This window comes from Desulfogranum aggregans, assembly GCF_055398265.1.
Genome location: NZ_AP042447.1, coordinates 1,552,111 through 1,570,471, shown reverse-complemented (window position 1 = coordinate 1,570,471; position 18,361 = coordinate 1,552,111). Strand labels below are relative to the sequence as shown.

15 protein-coding genes are annotated in these 18,361 nt (G+C 54.2%); 4 read left to right on the top strand and 11 right to left on the bottom strand.

Annotated features, from left to right (window positions below; translation table 11 throughout):
- Positions 1 to 113: 113 nt before the first annotated feature.
- A complete protein-coding gene (glgC, locus tag ACZ52Z_RS07135; protein ID WP_464270062.1) occupies positions 114 to 1,334 on the bottom strand; it encodes a glucose-1-phosphate adenylyltransferase in 1,221 nt (406 codons plus the stop codon).
- A gap of 394 nt (positions 1,335 to 1,728) precedes the next feature.
- Here glgC and ACZ52Z_RS07130 point away from each other — a divergent pair, with 394 nt between their 5' ends.
- Complete coding sequence (locus tag ACZ52Z_RS07130; RefSeq protein WP_464270061.1) at positions 1,729 to 2,001, top strand: DUF4242 domain-containing protein; 273 nt, start codon at positions 1,729 to 1,731, stop codon at positions 1,999 to 2,001.
- A 122-nt stretch (positions 2,002 to 2,123) separates the two neighbouring features.
- Positions 2,124 to 4,160, top strand: coding sequence for an aminotransferase class I/II-fold pyridoxal phosphate-dependent enzyme (locus ACZ52Z_RS07125; RefSeq protein WP_464270060.1), 2,037 nt, complete (start codon positions 2,124 to 2,126; stop codon positions 4,158 to 4,160).
- A gap of 32 nt (positions 4,161 to 4,192) precedes the next feature.
- On the opposite strand, the gene tsaA is transcribed toward ACZ52Z_RS07125, so the two are convergent.
- From tsaA to ACZ52Z_RS07100, 5 genes are read right to left on the bottom strand one after another with little or no spacing between them, the layout of a single operon-like run.
- A complete protein-coding gene (tsaA, locus tag ACZ52Z_RS07120) occupies positions 4,193 to 4,669 on the bottom strand; it encodes a tRNA (N6-threonylcarbamoyladenosine(37)-N6)-methyltransferase TrmO (protein ID WP_464270059.1) in 477 nt (158 codons plus the stop codon).
- A gap of 33 nt (positions 4,670 to 4,702) precedes the next feature.
- Positions 4,703 to 5,335: a LysE family translocator gene (locus ACZ52Z_RS07115; protein WP_464270058.1), complete on the bottom strand. Its 633-nt coding sequence runs from the start codon at positions 5,333 to 5,335 to the stop codon at positions 4,703 to 4,705.
- A gap of 25 nt (positions 5,336 to 5,360) precedes the next feature.
- Positions 5,361 to 8,582, bottom strand: a complete 3,222-nt coding sequence (locus ACZ52Z_RS07110) for an efflux RND transporter permease subunit (protein WP_464270057.1) — start codon at positions 8,580 to 8,582, stop codon at positions 5,361 to 5,363.
- Positions 8,579 to 9,604: an efflux RND transporter periplasmic adaptor subunit gene (locus ACZ52Z_RS07105; RefSeq protein ID WP_464270056.1), complete on the bottom strand. Its 1,026-nt coding sequence runs from the start codon at positions 9,602 to 9,604 to the stop codon at positions 8,579 to 8,581. The genes ACZ52Z_RS07110 and ACZ52Z_RS07105 overlap by 4 nt, the downstream gene beginning before the upstream one ends.
- 27 nt (positions 9,605 to 9,631) lie before the next feature.
- Entirely contained in the window at positions 9,632 to 11,182 is a 1,551-nt protein-coding gene (locus tag ACZ52Z_RS07100) for a TolC family protein (RefSeq protein WP_464270055.1), read from the bottom strand.
- A 296-nt stretch (positions 11,183 to 11,478) separates the two neighbouring features.
- On the opposite strand from ACZ52Z_RS07100, the gene ACZ52Z_RS07095 reads away from it, so the two are divergent.
- Entirely contained in the window at positions 11,479 to 12,057 is a 579-nt protein-coding gene (locus tag ACZ52Z_RS07095) for a hypothetical protein (RefSeq protein WP_464270054.1), read from the top strand.
- 69 nt (positions 12,058 to 12,126) lie between these two features.
- On the opposite strand, the gene ACZ52Z_RS07090 is transcribed toward ACZ52Z_RS07095, so the two are convergent.
- From ACZ52Z_RS07090 to ACZ52Z_RS07070, 5 genes are all read right to left on the bottom strand, one after another.
- A complete protein-coding gene (locus ACZ52Z_RS07090; protein ID WP_464270053.1) occupies positions 12,127 to 13,524 on the bottom strand; it encodes an MBL fold metallo-hydrolase RNA specificity domain-containing protein in 1,398 nt (465 codons plus the stop codon).
- Between the two features lie 40 nt (positions 13,525 to 13,564).
- A complete protein-coding gene (locus ACZ52Z_RS07085; RefSeq protein WP_464270052.1) occupies positions 13,565 to 14,647 on the bottom strand; it encodes an OmpA family protein in 1,083 nt (360 codons plus the stop codon).
- A 196-nt stretch (positions 14,648 to 14,843) separates the two neighbouring features.
- Positions 14,844 to 15,404: an HDIG domain-containing metalloprotein gene (locus ACZ52Z_RS07080; RefSeq protein ID WP_464270051.1), complete on the bottom strand. Its 561-nt coding sequence runs from the start codon at positions 15,402 to 15,404 to the stop codon at positions 14,844 to 14,846.
- 30 nt (positions 15,405 to 15,434) lie between these two features.
- On the bottom strand, positions 15,435 to 16,457 hold the full coding sequence (hemE, locus tag ACZ52Z_RS07075) for a uroporphyrinogen decarboxylase (RefSeq protein ID WP_464270050.1): 1,023 nt from the start codon (positions 16,455 to 16,457) through the stop codon (positions 15,435 to 15,437).
- Positions 16,458 to 16,478: 21 nt separating this feature from the next.
- Positions 16,479 to 17,543 (bottom strand): radical SAM protein, encoded by a 1,065-nt coding sequence (locus ACZ52Z_RS07070; RefSeq protein WP_464270049.1) that lies wholly within the window; start codon positions 17,541 to 17,543, stop codon positions 16,479 to 16,481.
- A 212-nt stretch (positions 17,544 to 17,755) separates the two neighbouring features.
- Between ACZ52Z_RS07070 and ACZ52Z_RS07065 the strand changes: the two genes are divergently transcribed.
- Entirely contained in the window at positions 17,756 to 18,241 is a 486-nt protein-coding gene (locus ACZ52Z_RS07065) for a universal stress protein (RefSeq protein WP_464270048.1), read from the top strand.
- Positions 18,242 to 18,361: the final 120 nt, after the last annotated feature.

The window sequence follows — 18,361 nt, the reverse complement described above, 5'->3', positions numbered from 1 at the left end:
CGGGCGAGGTAATCACAACTGACTCGGGTGGGGCGCCTAGGTGGGGCAGATGCCGCATGGCGCAGGGGTTACCTCCCCGCTTGCTTTATTTGAAACAAAGAGCTGCTCCATTTTCAGGAGAATTGGAAACCTTCGGGAATCACCACTATGCCCTTGTCGCTGACAGCAAAACGTTGCCGGTCCCGTTCCGGATCGAAACCGATGCACTCACCCTCCGGGATGACAACATACTTGTCTACGATGCAGTTGTTGAGCCTGACCCTCTTGCCGACACGTACCCCTTCAAAGAGGATGCACCGCTTCACCAAGGCCTGATCGTGGATAACGGTACCTGCAAACAGCACCGAGTGTGTCACTGTACCGCCGGCAACGATGACTCCACCGCCCAGGATGGAGTTCATAAAAATACCCTCTTTGCCCGAAGGACCGGGAAAGGTTCGTGCTGGGGGCGTTTGCGGTTGATAGGTTCGAATAGGCCAGTCGGACTGGTAGAGGTCTAACGGTGGCGTTGGTTGGAGAAGATCCATATTGGCCGTGTAAAAGGCGTCTATGGTTCCAACATCCCGCCAGTAACGATCAGGTGTTACCCTCCCTGCAATGCCGCCGAAGTGGTATGCACAGACGTGCTGCTCAGCAACCAGCTGTGGCAGGACGTCCATACCGAAATCGTGCTGTGAATCCTTGTTCTGCTGGTCCGCGGCAAGCGCCTCTTTGAGAAGATTGGTGGAAAAGACATACAGGCCCATGGAAACCAATGCCTTGTCCGGTGCTGCGTGCCGGGGTGTGGGGTGAGTCGGCTTTTCCTCATAGCCTGTAATCCTGTTCTGCTCGTTACATGTGACCACTCCGAAAGCAGGAGCCTCGGCAAGTGGTACCTCCATGCAGGCAATGGTTATCCCAGCTGCCTGTTCCCTGTGATACTGGAGCATCGCGGCATAATCCATGCGATAGATGTGATCGCCGGAGAGTATAAGGGTATATTCGGAATGGTTTCGTTCGATGAGGTTGAGGTTCTGGTAAATGGCATCGGCTGTCCCTTCGTACCAGTGTTGACCCCGATTCATCTGTGCTGGTACCGGGGTGATGTATTCATTCAGTTCCGGGTTGAAAATCGACCAGCCATCACGGAGGTGCTTGTTCAGGGAGTGAGATTTATACTGGGTGAGCACCAGCACTCTGCGCAGTCCTGAGTGCAGGCAGTTGGCAAGGGTGAAATCGATAATCCGGTACTTGCCGCCGAAGGGGACGGCAGGCTTGGAGCGTTTAGCTGTCAAAGGGAAGAGGCGCGAACCTATACCTCCTGCAAGGATAAATGTGAGGGTTTGGTTGATCATATCGGTGTCTGTCCTGCCAAGCATAGCAGGTGCTCTGATAGAGTAAGCTGGGTTGTTTGCCCGCCTTTCTGGAAGGGAGCGTTTCATTGGTTCAGTGAGCCAGGGGGAATCTCTCCGGTCACGCTGTTGGTCGACTCCAGAATATCGGCTCCTGGACGTGGAAGTATACCACAGAGCGTACTGTGTTTCTGTAAACTTTCATCGGTTGAAGCTGGTGCGGGATAGAGAGGACTCCGGTAGGAAGGAGGATATACATTTGTTGCTCGAGAGCCAATTTGCGGGTAATACTGTTCATAGGTGGCCGTTGAGGTCAATCAATGCTGTACATTGGATTGAGGTCAGGATAAGTGGTTTTCTTCAATGTATGGCCCCATGCAAAACCGGAGGACCAGCAATGCCGAAATACATCATTGAACGTGAAATTCCTGGAGCAGGTAACCTTTCCGCCGATGAATTGAAGGCGATTTCCCGCACATCCTGCGGAGTACTGCAGGAAATGGGGCCGGCCATCCAATGGGTGGAGAGTTACGTCACCAACGACAAGGTTTACTGCGTCTATATTGCACCGGATGAGGCGACAGTGCGTCAGCACGCCGAACAGGGAGGCTTTCCTGCCAACAGCATCGCCACCGTACATACAGTCATCGATCCGACCACTGCGGAATAGACCCTCTACGTTTCATTCCCCCCGGAAGGGCAGAAGTTTTTAGATATTTTCCCTTACGGGGGGCGTCATCCACACGGTCGATCATCAATTACTGATAATGGAAGGCGGTTTTTCCCCGGTGTATGCGCGATGATTTTTATCAGCGGGACCGAGGACGGTATCGCCGACCTCAACGCTGCTTGCCGCCTATGACCTTGCTTTCCAAGACTCCGCCATCCGAACAGTTTCAACTTTCGCCTATCAAGGCGATGGAACTGGCAGCCGCCCGCCTTCCCGGCACCGTCTCCCTGGCGCAAGGGATTCCCAGTTTTCGGACGCCTGCTCGTGTTATCGGCTTTGCCCAGGAGAAAATTGCCGCCGGCCTCTGCGATAAGTATTCGCTCACCACCGGTCTGACAGAACTGCGGGAGGAGATTGCCCTTTCTCTCGAGTCCGACGGATTGTACTATGACCCGGACGGCGAGATCCTGGTTACCGCAGGATCCATAGAGGGGATTACCGCCACCCTGCTTGCATTCACTTCACCCGGTGACGAGGTGTTGCTGCCCAGCCCTTCCTATGCCTCCTATCTGGGAGCAATATCCATTGCCGGGTGCGTTCCGCGATATGTCGAGCTGGACGAGGAAAAAAATTTTGATTTTCATGTGGAGCGGATTACCCGCGGAATCACCAAAAAAACCAGGATTCTGCTCTACTGCAGCCCCAATAATCCGACCGGAACGCTTTTTTCCGAGGAAAAGACCCGGGAACTGGTAAAAATTTGTATCGATCACAACCTGCTGATTCTGATCGATGAGGTGTATAAGGATTTTTACTACGTCGATGAACCCCACTTTTCCGCTACCCTGATTCCCGAGGCCAGAGACCGGATCATTCGCGCCTGTTCCTTCTCCAAGGCTTATGCCATGACCGGCTGGAGGGTCGGGTTTGTCCATGGTGCTCGGGAACGGATAAACCGCATGGTCAAGTTCCATGATGCCATGGTGACCTGCGCCCCTGTTCCATCCCAATATGCAGCCATTGGGGCTCTGCGCTACGGAGCAGAATTCCTTGACGAGTTTCGATCCGAGTTCAAGCGTCGACGCAACTACTGCATCACCCGTCTTGATGGATTATCGCAGGTGATGGATTACCAGCTCCCCAAGGCTACCTATTTTGTTTTTCCCCGGATCAAAGATATTGTTCCCCTTGCCGGTGACAGTCACCGTCTGGCCTATGACATCCTGGACAAGGTCAAGGTGGCCACTGTGCCCGGCGTGGCTTTCGGTCCATCCGGGGAATCCCATCTGCGAATTAACTTTGGCAGGGAGATGGCCGACCTGGAACAGGGATTTGATCGCCTGGAAACCTATTTCCATCAGCCCCAATCAAGGCCATCACGGCCCGCGTCGATACCGGTCCCAGAGGTCGAATCGCTCTCTTCTCCGTCCAGGGGACCCTCGCTGCTCGGCAAAACAGCGCGATGGATGCTTGCTCATGCCAGTCGTCACTACCTGCAGAGAAACCCGGTGTTGGTCATAGGTATTGTCGGTATTACGGGGAAAACAACGATCAAACGAACCTTGGTAGAACTGCTCAGCACCAGCAGAGAAACCAGGGGTACCCTTCTATCGTACAATACCGAAGTGGGGTTGCCGCTCTCCATTTTGCAGGTGGGCAATCCACGGACCACCATGGAAAAAATGGAATTTCCCTTTGCTTTGGGCGGCAAGGCGCTGTGGGGGAAGGAGACAGCTGAGATTCTGATTCTTGAGTATGGAATTCGCTCCCTCCGGGATGCGACAACGCTTCTTGGCATTGCCGTACCCGACTGGCTCATTGTCAGCGGAATGGAGGCCGATCCCCACCTGGACTATGCTGCCATTGGCGAAGGCATTGATCACATCGCATCGGTTGTGATGCCGTCCAGGGTTATCTGGGTTGGTGATGACCCCTACCTTTCCCGGTTGGAGGGGGTGAACCGCTCCCCGCACAAGATCAGGGACTGCCAGTTGACAGGAGTACGACTGACAACGCAACAGACAACGTACCCCTGTCATCGTGAAGTTGTAGGGATCAGCGCTGCCAGGGGACTGCTGATTGCCGTTGCAATGGCGGAATTACTCGGTTTACCGGGGGAGCAGATACAGAATTACCTGCACCCGGTGAAGAGCGTGTAAAAGGGGGAGGCTGGCCGTGCCTTTTCGTTAGCTCAGGTAAACCGGTTGTCTGAGCGTCTGGCGGCAACGGTTGCCGCGTCTGCGGTCATCCATCCAGATCGACTTTCTTCCACTCCGTCAAAGGCATGGATATAGGGTTTGATGTCCAGTAGTGGGGTTTGATCAACGGTATCCACTCCGCAGATATGCAGGATATTGTCCTCTCTGCTGATCAGGCGAACAATAGAAATACCTATGTGGTTGGGTCTGAGCGGGGAACGGGTGGAAAAGACGCCCCGGGGGACGGTATCCATGAACGGGGTGACAGATAATTCCGTACGTCTGGCCAGGTGGAAACGATAGAGGAGGTAGATGTGGCTGAAGCCTTCGAGATCTTCGAGTCCAGGGGTGTACTCCGGATAGAGTTCGACTTTCCCCTCCAGCTTCGATGCCCCTCCCGGCTGTATGGGGGCGTTCTGCGGGGAGGTAATGGGAGAGTGAATAAGACCGATCGGTTGTATTGGGTCCATGGGATATCTAAAAGCTGGCTGAGGTTTGCGGGACTAGTTTCGACTGAAGGCTAACTGGAGACCAAAGACAATAAACAGCATCCCTGTGCATCGCTGCAGCAGGTGCTGCATACTGCTGTGCTCCCGTAAATACCCAGTGGTTTTTGCGGCACTGCAGGCGAGAAAACAACACCAGAGGGTGCCGGTAGTGACAAAGGTGGCTCCCAGAATCAGGAAGGGCAATGGCCCGTAGGGCGAGTCCGTTTTGATAAACTGGGGAAGAAAGGCGAGAAAAAACAGAGCAACCTTGGGGTTGAGAAGGTTGGTCAGAATGCCCTGACAGTAAATCCTGCGCAGCGAACTGGATGAATGGAGGCAGTGGTGCCCTTCCATTGCAGCTGGTGGGGTTTTCAAGAGCGTCCAGCCAAGGTAGGCCAGGTAAACCGCGCCGGCAAGTTTGACCATGAAAAAGAGCGTGGCCGAGGTGGTGAGGATCATCGAGAGGCCGAAGGCGGCCAGAAGGGTATGGCCGACAGCGCCACTGCACACCCCCAGGGCAGAAGCTATTCCAGCTCTGGTCCCCTGGCTGATGCTGCGGCTGATGATATAGAAGGTATCGGTTCCCGGGGCGACATTCAGCAGGACGCCAGCCAGGATGAATCCGGGATAATTTTCAATGCCGAACATGAACGTATTGTAGGTAAGAAAAAGGTTAGAGTGTCCTGGATTTGACCATGTAATAGAGCACCGGTACCGCCATCCTGCTTATCATGAGTGAGGCGATTTCACCGAACATGAGCGAAATCGCGAGCCCCTGGAAGATGGGGTCGGCAAGGATGACCGAGGCGCCAACAACCACAGCAAGCGCGGTGAGCAGCATCGGTCGGAAACGGATGGCGCCGGCTTCAACAACCGCCTCGTCCAGGGCGAGGCCATGACTGACCCGCAGCTCAATGAAGTCTACCAGAATAATAGAGTTGCGCACAACGATGCCGGCGCCTGCCATGAAGCCGATCATGGAGGTGGCGGTAAAAAAGGCATTCAGCGCCCAGTGAGCCGGCAAGATACCGATTAAGGAAAAAGGAATTGCAGCCATGACAACCAGCGGAGTGATGTAGTCCTTGAACCAGCCGACCATGAGCATGTAGATCAGCACCATGACCACGCAGAAGGCGAGCCCCAGATCGCGGAAAACTTCCAGGGTGATGTGCCATTCGCCGTCCCATTTGATGGCCGGTTCGGTTTCATTGAAAGGCTGGGTGAGGTGGTAGAGACGGACTGTGCCCTCCCTGCCGCCGAAATCGACTGCCTGGAGCTGCTGGATGCGGCTGTTCATCTGGAGGATGGGATAAACAGGGCTCTCTGCCGCGCCGGCAACATCACCGGTTACATAGATGACCGGACGCAGGTTTTTGCGGTAGATCGGCTGATCGACTGGTGCCTGGGAGATCGTTACCAGCTCTCTCAAGGGAACAAGTGCAGCCCCAGTGGTGGTAACCGATGACCTGATTGCGATGTTGAGCAGGGTATCTATTCTGGCCCGTTGCGCCTGGGGCAATCGCAGGACGATATTGATTTCCTCTTTATCCCTGGGTTGGTGGAAAAGATCGATGGACGCCCCTCCAAGCCCCATCTGTACCGCCCGAGTAATACTATCCTCAGAAATTCCATTGAGTGCGGCTTTTTCCTTGTCTACAGTAATGACGGTTTTCATCCGTTCCTTTTCCCGATACCAGTCAATGTCGACTACCCCTTCGGTGGTGGAAAAGATATGTTTGACCTCAGCCGCCAACTGTTCCCGCTCCTGTTCGGACGGGCCATAGATTTCCGCGACCAGTGTCTGCAGAACAGGCGGACCAGGGGGCACTTCCGCTACAGCGACCGCTGCGCCGTGCCTGGCGGCAATGGCTGCCACCCCGGGTCGGATACGCCGGGCAATGTCGTGACTCTGTGAGTCTCGGTCATGCTTGGGTTTGAGATTGACCTGGATATCGGCCACGTTCGGTCCCGAACGCATGAAATAGTGGCGAACCAGGCCGTTGAAGTTGTACGGCGAGGCTGTACCGGCATACACCTGGTAATTGATCACTTCCGGTTCTTTACTGATCAGCTCAGCCATCTCCATAGCCACGCGCGCAGTGTGCTCCAGGGTGCCGCCTTCAGGCATATCAAGGATGATTTGAAATTCGGACTTGTTGTCAAAAGGCAGCATTTTTACCTTTACGAGCCCCAGGTAGACCATGGTGAAAGAACCGCCAAGCAAGCCGATGATGGAGATGAAAAATAACGCCCGCCATAGCGTGCTGCCCAGCAGAGGGTCCATGATCCGATGGTAGAGTCTGGTGAAGACGTCATCGGGCGCATGGTCCGGATCATGACCACTGTCGTTGTGTTGCGATCGTCGTTTGAGAATCCGGATGGAGGCCCATGGCGTCACGGTAAAGGCGATCACCAAGGAGAAAAGCATGGCTGCCGTTGCCCCAACAGGAATCGGGCGCATGTAGGGCCCCATAAGTCCGCCGACAAAAGCCATTGGCAGGATCGCGGCAATGACTGCCCATGTTGCCAGGATGGTGGGGTTGCCAACCTCAACGACTGCAGCGATTGCGATTTCTCTGAAGGAGAGATTTTTACTCTCCGGAAGACGGAGATGTCGGACAATATTCTCCACCACCACAATTGCGTCATCCACCAGGATACCGATGGAAAAAATCAGCGCAAAGAGGGTAATCCGGTTAAGGGTATAGCCGTAAAGATAAAAGAGCAAAAGGGTCAGCGACAGGGTGGAGGGAATAGCGAGCAGAACTATGATTGATTCACGCCAGCCGAGAAACACAAGTATCAGGACCGCCACGCCAAAGACGGCAATGCCCATATGAAGGAGCAGCTCATTGGATTTTTCTGCTGCTGTCTCGCCATAATCGCGGGTAACCGTAACACTGATCTCTGGGGGGATAAGGGTTCCTTTAAGGCTGTCCACCTTCTCCAGCACTGTTTCCACCACATGCACGGCGTTTGCTCCCGGTCGTTTGGCAACCGAGAGCGTCACCGCCGCTTCCGTGGTTTGCTGCTGCCCTTCACCGTGCAGCACATACGAGCCGGGTTCCTCGGGACCATCAATAATTTCTGCAACCTCGTCCAGATAAACCGGTTTCCCGCCATAGACTCCAATCACAATTCTGCCAATGGCCTCTGCCGACTCGAGGAAGGTGCCGGTCTGCAGCAGGACCTCTGTGTTTAAGGATTGGAGGCTGCCGGAGATGGATTGTCTATTGGCCTGCTTGAGTTGGCCAGCCAGTTCCAGAGGGGTGAGGTTTCTGGCTGCCAGCTCGAGGGGATCAAACAGTACCCGTACCTGCCGTCGGGTACCGCCGATGAGCGTGGTTTCTGCTACCTCGAAGATGTTTTTAATGGCATCGTCTACCTCTGCTGTCAGCCGCCGCAGGGTGTAATGGTCGTATACGGTTGAATGAAAGGTCAGGGCCAGGATGGGAACATCGTCGATGGTGCGTGGCTTGACCAGTGGGGTTGATACCCCATGGGGAATGCGGTCAAAATTGGTCTGGAGCTTCTGGTTGAGCCGAACAATGGAATCTTCCAGATCTTCTCCCACGTAGAAGCGAACCACCAGCAGAGATTGGCCCGGCATGGAGGTGGAATAGATGTATTCCACTCCCGGCAATTCGTACAGCAGTTTTTCCATGGGGATGGAAAGTCGTTGCTCGACCTCTTTGGCATCGGCCCCTGGCATGGCGACCATGACGTCGATCATGGGAACCTTGATTTGCGGTTCCTCTTCTCGGGGAAGATAGGTAAGAGCGAGCATCCCAAGCAGAAGAGAGGCGGCGATGCCGATCAGCGTCAACTTGGAATCTATAAAAGCCGCTGCCAGGCGACCTGCAAAACCAGGATGCTGTGGGGGGGAGGCGTTCATGGGCGTATCTGCAGTGGCTGGCCGTTGAGGAGAAGAGCATTATTGCTGGTGATGACTTGCTCTCCAGGTTCCAATCCGCTGAGTATTTCCACCATGCCGTTGTGGTGCATGCCGATGCGGACCAGGCGCAATCTGGCCAAACCGTTTTCGGCCACAAAAACACGATCCATCTGCCCCCAGGCAATGACGGCACTCTGTGGAATAAACAGGCTTTGCTGCTCTTTACCTGGCAGCATCACTCGAGAGAATTGGCCTGTTCGCAGGTTGCGGTTGGCTGGAAGATCAATGGTGACTGGCGCTGTTCGCGATGCCGGATCTGCCGATGGAGCGACTTCTGCAACTACTCCTTCGGCAAGAATGTCGGCAGCCGGCACCTTCAACTGGAGACGGTCACCTGGATGAATGTCAAGAACCAAACTCGCGGGGACGGAGGTGGACACCTGAAGGTGTTGGTCGTTTTCTATATGCAGCAGGGGCATTCCAGGAGTCGCCAGGTCCCCGGGTTGGGCCGATTTTTTGGTGATGACTCCGGGAAACGGAGCACTGATTCGGGTGTAGCCGAGCATGGTTTTTGCCTCCTCAAAGGCGGCTCTGGCTACATTGTACCTATCCTCCATGGACTTGACCGTCTCGGAGGTGGTGGCATTTTTTTTGAGCAGTTTTCTCTCTCTGTCCAGGTTGCGTTTGGCCTGCTGCCGCTGGGCATCGGCCTGGTTTACCCTGGCCGATATTTCTTCCGCACTGATAGCCACCAGCAGGTCTCCACCATTGACCCGAGACCCCAGCACCACCGGAATATCAGTGATGACACCGGTAACTTTGGCGGCAATGGTCGCCCGCTCAGCGGCTTGTATAGTGCCGACAACCTCAATCAGGGAAGGAACATTCTGGCGAATGACCGGAGCGACAGTGACCTGGACCTGTTCCCCTGTTGCCTGCTCTGCGGCAGAAGGGCATGGAGGAAAAAGAAGGGCTGAACAACTGAGAAGAGAGCAGATGAGAAATGCACCAAAAGGATTCATGAGTCTTTCCTTTGACGAGGGAGGTTGCTATTGCGGATATTGCATTAGGCCTGCTGCATGGCGCAGGGTGGCCACTGCTATTCGATGATCGGCGTGAGCCAGAGCATTGCGTACCTCTGCGTCGGTCAGTCTGTTTTCTGTATCAATGAGTTCCGAGGAGAGCAGCAGTCCCTCCTTGAAGCGGGCGCGGGAGAGGCGGGCACTTTCAGCGGCAGAAGCAACAACCTGTGAAGTCACCTGCACCCGTTCTTCTGCCTGCTCCAGTCCCAGGAGTGCCTGCTCGAGTTGGAGGTTAAAGTCCAGCTCCAGTTGATGAAGTTGCTGTTTCACCTCTCCCCGTTGCGCCTTGGCTTTTTCCACCGCAGCAGCAGTCTGGTGTCCGTTGAAAAGGGTGAAGTTAACCCGTACCCCCGCCAGCCATGAGTTGCCGGATCCCTCATCGAGCTGGTAGCCTTTGTCCACCTGGTAAGAGCCGAAGGCATCGGCAGTGGGGTGGTATCCAGCCTCTGATTTGCGAACAGCTACTTCGGAGAGTTCCACCGCTGTCTCCATGGCCTGATACGCCGGACGTTGTCGAAAATCTGGAGAGTCGGGCACGTGCTGAAAAACACTGCCGCTGAGATCGATCAACGGGTCGCCCTGGGTGAGGCCCAGCAGGTTGAGAAAACCGCGATTTGCCAGAGCCAGCCCATGTTTGGCTTGAATGAGATTTTCTCGGGCCAGGGAGTGCTGTACCTGCAGGTTGAGTAGTTCCTCCTTGAGCAGGTCACCCTCGTCAAATCGTGCCTGGGCAACCTGCAGTGATGCGCTCAATGCGCTAACGGCCGATTCCCTGGCCTGCACCGTTTCCTTGGCCTGGGCGATGGTGAAGAAGGCCCGGACGACTTCCAGCCCCAGTCGTCCATGGACTGATTGCTGTTGAAGGGTTGAGGTCTTTTCCCGGTATTCGGCCATAGCGAGTTCTGCCTTATCACCACCTCCGTTGTAGAAACGGTAGACAAGAAGTGCTTTGAACTGCAGGTTGTCGGTTAATCCGGGGTTATTGAAATCAATGGTGTTGGAAAACACACCTTGATTGAGGATATTGCCAAACGAGTACATGGGATTGTTGGTACGGGCATACTCGCCGTGGAGGCTGAGTTGCGGGTAGAAAGCCGCTCTTGCAAGCCGAATATCTGCCCGCGCTGATTCGATGCGGTGTCTAGCCGCTTCAGCGTCCGGGCTATTGCTGATGGCGAAGCGTACCGCCTCCTGGGCCGTCCACGTTTCGGGAAGATCGGTAGCAGCGCTGGAGGAGGAAATGAACGGGAAGAATAAAAAGAGGAGAATCAGGGGAATACGCTTTGAGCAATAGTCAAGCATACTGGCTCGCACTCGTTGAAGGTGATCATTGAAAACAGTGCTCGAAATAATCATGAGAGAACGCTTATAGGCCTGTGGCAACGGAATGCACATGTCGAGTTGTGAATGAATTGCTGCACCGGTCAGTCGACCGTTTATGCAGGGGATTTTTTCATACAAATTGCGGTTGCCTGGACACCCTGGCAGAAGCTTGAGGGAAGACAATGCATCGGCCATCAATGCGCTTCATCGGCGAGGGTAGCGATCGGCCCCCCCTTGCTGTCCAGCCGGGTAAAACTATACGAAAGAGGATGGAGAAAGTCCAATAAAATGTCCGTAATTTAGGGCAGGTACTACTCTGTAGGCGGTTGAGGTGACGGTGATTTGCATTGAGGTTTTAGCCTGGCCCAAATCGGGCGGAGAGTATCCTGGCGATGGCGTAATTGTGCATTTCCCTGCTTGCCATTATGGAAATAAGACCTATAAGTACATGTTATTAGAACTATTAATGAATAATTGCGGAGGGATAAGGTATGCATAGCGTCCATAGTCTGTGGAAAATTGTACGAAACCTGTTGGCCATTGGTCTGGTTGTCAGCGTGGGTGTTGCCGCTGCAAGCGAGGAAACCCCGACCTCACCGGATAAGTGGGATGCCGCTGGTAAGGAAGTGAAGGAGGCTGCAGGAGCTGTGGCTGAGGCCACGAGCGATTCTGCTGAAAAAGGGTGGAAGAAGACCAAGGAGGTGAGTCAGGAGGTCTGGGGCAAAACCAAGGAGGTCAGTGCTGATGCCTGGGATAAGACCAAGGAGGAGTCTGCACAAGCATGGGATAAGACCAAGGAGGTCAGCAGCGAAACCTGGGAGAAAACCAAAGATGTGAGTGGGGAGGTGTGGGAGAAAACCAAGGAGGAGTCATCTGAGCTCTGGCAAGAGACCAAAGAGATGGGCAATGAGACACTGGAAGCTTCCGGTGAAGCCGGCCAGGAAGCCAGCGACGCCATGAAGGAGGGAGCGGTTGACAGCGCAGAGGCGGTTCAGGAAGCTGCCGGCGATGTAATGGAGAAGGGGCAACAGGCCGTCGAGGATGTTTCTCCATCGTCACAGGAGATGTAGCCGCCGTTGATTCCCTGCCGGCAATACCGGAGGTTTGCCTGCAGGGAAAAACGAAGGCCGTTGGTGGGCTTATTTCTGTGCGAGGTCGTATCGATCGTGGGTATCGGGAATGACCACCTCGGTATCGGAAAGCAACTCGGCAAAGGTGGTCATGGCCTCTTCTTCCCCATGGACCAGAAATGTTCGCTCCGGGTTGCCTGTCTTTTGGTGCCAGCTGAGCAGCTCTTTCTGGTCAGCATGGGCGGAAAAGCCGCCAATAGTATAGATATCGGCGTTGACATCTATTTCTTCTCTAAAAATGCGTATGGACTGGGCACCGTCGATGATGCTGCGTGCTGGGGTTCCCATTCCGGCATAACCGACAAAGATCACTGCAGCTTCCCTGCGCCAGAGGTTATGGCGCAGGTGATGGCGAATCCTTCCCGCAGTACACATCCCGGAACCGGCAATGATCACCACTCCCCGTGCCTGTTTAAGCTCCATGGATTCTGCCGTCTCTCGGGAGAAATGCAGACCGGGTAATTCAAACGGGTCTCTTCCTGAAGCCACCACATCCCAGGTTTCTTCATCAAAACATTCCGGATGCCTTCTGAAAATCTGGGTTGCAGAGATGGCCATGGGTGAGTCGAGATACACCTGCAGGTCTTTGGGCAGTCGTCCCTGTTCCACTCCCTCCCGGAGGTAGTAGAGTATTTCCTGGCTCCGTTCCAAGGCAAAGCTGGGAATGAGGACATTGCCGTTGCGGCTGATAGTGGTATTGATCGCCTGGTAAAGTTCTTCAATAGAAGGCTGAAGTTGCTTGTGCAGCCGATTACCATAGGTGGTTTCCATAACCACCACATCAGCATGGGGAGGCGTTGCCGGATCAGGGAGGATCGCCCGGTCGTTGTACCCCAGATCGCCTGAAAAAAGAATCCGTTTGCGACACGCCGGGGTGTCCAGTTCGATGAGGATCGAGGCTGACCCGAGGATATGGCCGGCATCAAAGAAGGTCACCTGTATGCCGGGACAGAGGGGGTGCGCCTCTTCAAACGCAGCTATGTCAACAAAAAAATCAAGACTGTTAAGGGCGTCGAGGGTATCGTACAGTGGCACAAAGGGGGTGTCGTATTTTTTTCGTTTACTGTTTTTATAGTTCTTATATCGCGCTTCCTCCTCGTGGATTCGGGCAGAATCAAGCATGACCAGACGGGCAAGCTCCCGGGTCGCAGATGTGGTGACAATAGTCCCTTGAAATCCCCGTTTGACCAGCAGCGGGATTCTGCCGCAGTGGTCGAGGTGGCCATGGGTAAGTAGCAGGAAATCAATGCTGGCAGGATCGAAACCAAAATCGTTTTGGTTTTCCTCTTCCAGCTCTCTTCCTCCCTGGTACAGTCCGCAATCTATAAGAATTCGGGTGTCTCCGCATTCGAGATAGTGACAGGACCCGGTGACGTTTTTTGCAGCGCCGTGAAATTGCAGGTACATGTTCTCTCCGTTGGAAATGGAAGCTAGAGGCGGTGAATGGTTATCGGGTGCGCAGACTGATGGTTACTCGGCGATTAAGACTTCGCCCTTCGGCGGTGGCGTTCGATGCGATGGGGTTGGCATACCCGTACCAGTAGAGCAGGATTTGATCCGGGGCAAGTTGAAAACCTTGCCGGAGGTAGCGCTGTACCTGCTCTGCGCGGCGCTGAGAAAGACCGATGTTGTAGGCTTCGCTGCCTATACTGTCTGTAAATCCGGAAAGCACCACTCGAGCTGTGGGGTGCTGGACAAGGTGGGTGCCCAAGGCGTCCAGTACCTTGCGATATTCGGGTTTGATTGCAGCCTGGTCAAAGTCAAAGAGGATGTTGTTGAAGTGGCTGCTTCCCTGATCCTGATACAGCTTGCCCAGTAGATGTTCCGGGTGTGCATAGACGGTATCAAAATCCATGACCTGAGAACAGCTGTTGAGGGCTGCGATATCGTCGAGCAACTGTCGATCCAGTGGTTCAGTGGCACTGCTGACGATGGTGAAACACACGTCGTAGGTCTCGGTGATTTTTCGGGCCTGCTCCAGTGGTGATGGTTCTATTTCCGGATACGTAGACTCTTTTCCGTCCGAGAAAATAAAGACTTCTGTTTGGCCAGGCAGACCCAGGAGATGCTCAAGTTTCATCAGCCCTCTCTGGAGCATTGGCGGGCCTTGGGGGAGAGTGGGCAGGCGGTCGATTGCTGCGGCAAACGCCTCCTGGTCGTAACGGTGCAGGGGATAGTATGGTTTGAAACCCATGGGAGAACCATGGAGCCAGAGTCCTCCCTTCCAATGGGGATAGAGTCCTGCCTGCCACCCCAGTTCAGGAAGGGAAGCGTTGCTCTGCCGGAGAATCTGCTTTTCTGCTTCAATTCGGGTAAGCCCTGTATCCTTGTAGGGGACATTCATGGTGTGGGACGGGTCGTAGATGATGAAAAAATTGTCAGCCATGCGGACAAGGGCACCGGTGTCTTCCATTACTGCCGGCTTGAGAGGTCGTTGGCCTAAATCCGCAGAGAGTGGCGAAGACGGACATGGCAGCAGCCACAGTATTGCGGTGGCGCATACTACGAAGAGTTTGGGGAGGCATCGCATGTTTTCTGCTCCTGAAGAGAAAGTTAGCATCAATTATCGGAGGCTCCTCCGAAAGGTTGCGGATACTCAATAGTAGACTTCCCGCCAGGCCAGTCGCCGAGGGTGCCGTTTCGGGTAACGAACGGAACCTTAACCACATAATTGCGGGCGTCCAGCCCGGGCAGGCATTTCCATCAGCAGGCTCAGCTGGGGCAGATCAGTATGTACCGAGCTGTTCCGGGGTAAAATGAAGCCACTTGAAGAGCAACTCCTCAAGTTCAATGCAGCGATTGAAGTTCTGGCGGATTAATTGCCTGCGCTCGGCATCGTCTTTTCCATAGTGATCAAGGATGTACTCCAGCCGGTCCGGCAGATCAACAACCTGGTGATGGCGTACCCTTTTATCGGCATAATAGACGATTTCCTGAGGGGTGAAAATGCCGCGCGCGTACCGCTCCGGTTCATGGGAGCTGAGGATGACATGTTCCTGGACAATAGTCGCAACTTCGGGATAGCCGTGCTCCCTGCAGATTTGCGCTCCAACATGGGCATGGTTGCAGGCACCCTCCAAGCAGGGTGTTTTCGCAATATCATGGAGCAGTGCTCCTGCAATGACGAGTTCACGGGAGGCGAGGTGCTCCGGCTGCACTGTTTCTGCCAGCCCGGTAACCAGCCGGTCGGCGAGGCGGGCTACAACCAGCGAATGCTGACGGATATTTTCCAGCATCGCATAGGTTGCCATCATTTTTGTGCATTCGTCAATCCCCGGAATTGTCACGCGCTTTCCCTGCACTGGTTTCTCGTCCGACTAGCGGCCGCTGAAACGGTGTACAGCGTCAACCGCTACGCGCGCTTTATCCGGTGGGGTCTGGGGTTGAATGCCGTGACCGAGGTTGAAGATGTGGCCTCGTGCGTGTGAAGCATCGGCCAGGAGCCGTTGGATCCGTTTTTCCAGTTCCTTGTCAGGAAGGAAGAGCGCCATGGGGTCAAGGTTGCCCTGTACGGCATGGTTGCCCACCTGGTTGATGGCATCGCCTATGTTGATGCGCCAATCCAGACCGAGGACGTCGGCGCCGGCTGTGACTGTATGCGGGATAAGGGTGGATCCGTTATTGGCGAAGTAGATGATAGGGACGTCGGTTGTCGATCTCAGGTCCTTGATAATGGACTGGACATAAGGCAGCGCGTAGCGGGCGTAATCACCTGGAGCAAGAACGCCGGCCCATGAATCAAAAATCTGCAGCGCCTGGGCACCTGCCCGGGCCTGTGCCTGGAGGTAGAAGCTGGTGCAGGCGGTAATTTTCTTGAGGAGTGCGTGGTACAGGTCGGGCGCGGCAAACATCATCCGCTTGGTTTCATAAAAGAATTTGGATGAGCCGCCTTCCAGCAGGTACGTGGCCAGGGTGAATGGCGCGCCGGAAAAACCTATGAGCGGTATACTCAGTTCGTTGCGCAGCATCCGGATCGTCTCCATCACAAAGGGCATAGTCTCTTCCGGATCGGGAACGATGAGCGCGTGTACATCCGCTTCGGTTCTGACCGGGTCGGGGAAGACAGGCCCTCTGCCTTCGTGAAATTCCAGACGAAGATTCATCGCCTCCATAGGGATCAGGATGTCGGAAAAGAGGATGGCGGCGTCAAAACCGAAACGTTCAATGGGTTGAAGCGTGACCTCGGTGCAGCGTTCAGGGCTTTTACAGAGCTCCAGAAAGGTCGTTTTCCCTCTTACCTCGCGGTATTCCGGCAGGTAGCGGCCGGCCTGGCGCATAAACCAGACAGGGGTATAGTCGGTTTTCTCGCCTCGGCATGCCTGTAGAAAGGTTGTGTTCATAGTTTTTCTCTGGAGTTGTTTTTAGCTGTTTTCTTTTTCGCCGGGCTGGTAGCGGCAGAAGGGTTCCTGGGCCATGTAATCGCCGGTCATGGCATAGGCGCGGGCCCGGCAGCCGCCGCAGACGTTGACATACTCGCACTGTCCGCAGGTGCCCTTGTACTTTTTGAAATCACGCATGTCCTTGAGGAGTTTGGAATTTTCCCATACATCCTTAAACGATTGCTCCCGCAAGTTGCCGCCTGAAAGCGGGAAATAGCTGCAGGGGAGGACATTCTCATCAACATCGATAAGGCAGATTAACTGACCGGCAAGGCAGCCCTTCGAACCACCTGTGGAAAATTTCAGACTGCGGCGCTTAAAGCGAGAGCCCTCCTCTTTTGACCGCTGCAGTACAATACGGTAGTACTGAGGCGCGCAGGTGGGACGAACAAGAATGTCTGTTTCCTCTTTTTCCATGTCGTAGTGCCAGTTGAGCATATCCTCGTATTCCTCTTCGGGAATAAGCTCTGCCATGATCTCCTCGCCCCTGCCTGTGGGAACGATCATGAACAGGTACCAGGCAGTGGCTCCCAATGATTTGACCAGCTCGTAAATCTTCGGTGCTTCCTGTTTGTTGCGCTGGGTAAAGCTGGAATTGATCAGGAAATCAATTCCATGTTTGTTGAAGAGTTCAATGGCATGCATTGTGCCGGCAAATGCACCCGGCTGGCTGCGGAAATCATCATGTACTGCTGCGGTGGACCCGTCAAGGCTGAGGGATACCATTCGGATGCCTGCCTGTTTGATGTTATGGCAGGTCTCCTCGGTGACAAGGGTGCCGTTGGTTGCAAGGCACATGCGCATTCCCAGGCTGGTGCCGTAGGCTGCAATATCGAAAACATCCTCTCGCAGCAACGGTTCTCCGCCGGAGAGGACGATAACCGGGTCGGCATAACTGTGAATATCGTCGAGGATTCGTTTGGCTTCTGCAAGGGAGAAATCGGGATGGTTGCTGACCTCAAGTTCTGAGGAGGAACGGCAATGTACGCATTTGAGGTTACAGCGGCGGGTTATTTCCCAAGCTATCCATTTAGGGATAAAATCCATTCTCTGCTCCGAGTTGGTTAATAGTAAAGAGGACAAAATATATTCCCTGCACAGAACAGGGTCAACTTTTTTCCTGAAATTATTACGGTTTAGGCTTGTGTTGTCGAAGAGCATGTGCAAGAATAAAGGTAGAAATAATTATGAAAATGACTATAAATTTACAGCAGATAGAGGAAGATTCTTCTCATTCCCGTTGCACAAGGAGGTAACGTATGCAGGAAATCAAACGTGTTCTCACACCCATTGATTTTTCCGATAACGCCGGAAAGATTGCCAGCGCGGCTGCGTATGTGGCAGGAACGTTTCAAGCTGATCTGGACCTGGTATTTGTCGCCCAGAATTTTGAAGACTACAGTGGTTTTTTCGTCCCACCGGTCAACCTGCCTAATCTGGAGGAAGAGCTGTTTGAATCAGCACAGCAGCGCATGAGTACTTTTGTTGAAGAGCACAAAGCGACTTTTGAGACCTTTGGGGTGGGAAAAGTCTCCAGCAGCGTACTATCCGGTGATGTAGCCGAGGAAATCCTTGCCTATGCTGCGGAAAATAAGGTGCAGCTTATAGTTATGGGGACCCATGGGTACAAGGGGCTGGAACGGATAATGTTCGGCAGCGTGGCCGATAAAGTGGTAAAAACCGCCTGCTGCCCGGTCATGACCATTAATCCTTATCGTCAGGAGTGCGAGGAGAAGGCTGGCTGACCTCTCTCCCTCCCGTTGCTGCGGTGTGTTTTGTCAGAAAAAACCTGCTGGCGGTTGGATCGACAACCGTCAGCAGGTTTTTTGGTGTCTGCTGGAGATGTAGGCGCCCTTTATGGACAG

Coding starts and splice junctions, on each gene's coding strand:
- ACZ52Z_RS07090 (WP_464270053.1), bottom strand. CDS start 13,524: ATGTACCTGCAATTTCACGGCGCTGCAAAAAACGTCACCGGGTCCTGT.
- glgC (WP_464270062.1), bottom strand. CDS start 1,334: ATGATCAACCAAACCCTCACATTTATCCTTGCAGGAGGTATAGGTTCG.
- ACZ52Z_RS07130 (WP_464270061.1), top strand. CDS start 1,729: ATGCCGAAATACATCATTGAACGTGAAATTCCTGGAGCAGGTAACCTT.
- tsaA (WP_464270059.1), bottom strand. CDS start 4,669: ATGGACCCAATACAACCGATCGGTCTTATTCACTCTCCCATTACCTCC.
- hemE (WP_464270050.1), bottom strand. CDS start 16,457: ATGAACACAACCTTTCTACAGGCATGCCGAGGCGAGAAAACCGACTAT.
- ACZ52Z_RS07125 (WP_464270060.1), top strand. CDS start 2,124: ATGCGCGATGATTTTTATCAGCGGGACCGAGGACGGTATCGCCGACCT.
- ACZ52Z_RS07070 (WP_464270049.1), bottom strand. CDS start 17,543: ATGGATTTTATCCCTAAATGGATAGCTTGGGAAATAACCCGCCGCTGT.
- ACZ52Z_RS07095 (WP_464270054.1), top strand. CDS start 11,479: ATGCATAGCGTCCATAGTCTGTGGAAAATTGTACGAAACCTGTTGGCC.
- ACZ52Z_RS07105 (WP_464270056.1), bottom strand. CDS start 9,604: ATGAATCCTTTTGGTGCATTTCTCATCTGCTCTCTTCTCAGTTGTTCA.
- ACZ52Z_RS07110 (WP_464270057.1), bottom strand. CDS start 8,582: ATGAACGCCTCCCCCCCACAGCATCCTGGTTTTGCAGGTCGCCTGGCA.
- ACZ52Z_RS07100 (WP_464270055.1), bottom strand. CDS start 11,182: ATGGCCGATGCATTGTCTTCCCTCAAGCTTCTGCCAGGGTGTCCAGGC.
- ACZ52Z_RS07065 (WP_464270048.1), top strand. CDS start 17,756: ATGCAGGAAATCAAACGTGTTCTCACACCCATTGATTTTTCCGATAAC.
- ACZ52Z_RS07085 (WP_464270052.1), bottom strand. CDS start 14,647: ATGCGATGCCTCCCCAAACTCTTCGTAGTATGCGCCACCGCAATACTG.
- ACZ52Z_RS07115 (WP_464270058.1), bottom strand. CDS start 5,335: ATGTTCGGCATTGAAAATTATCCCGGATTCATCCTGGCTGGCGTCCTG.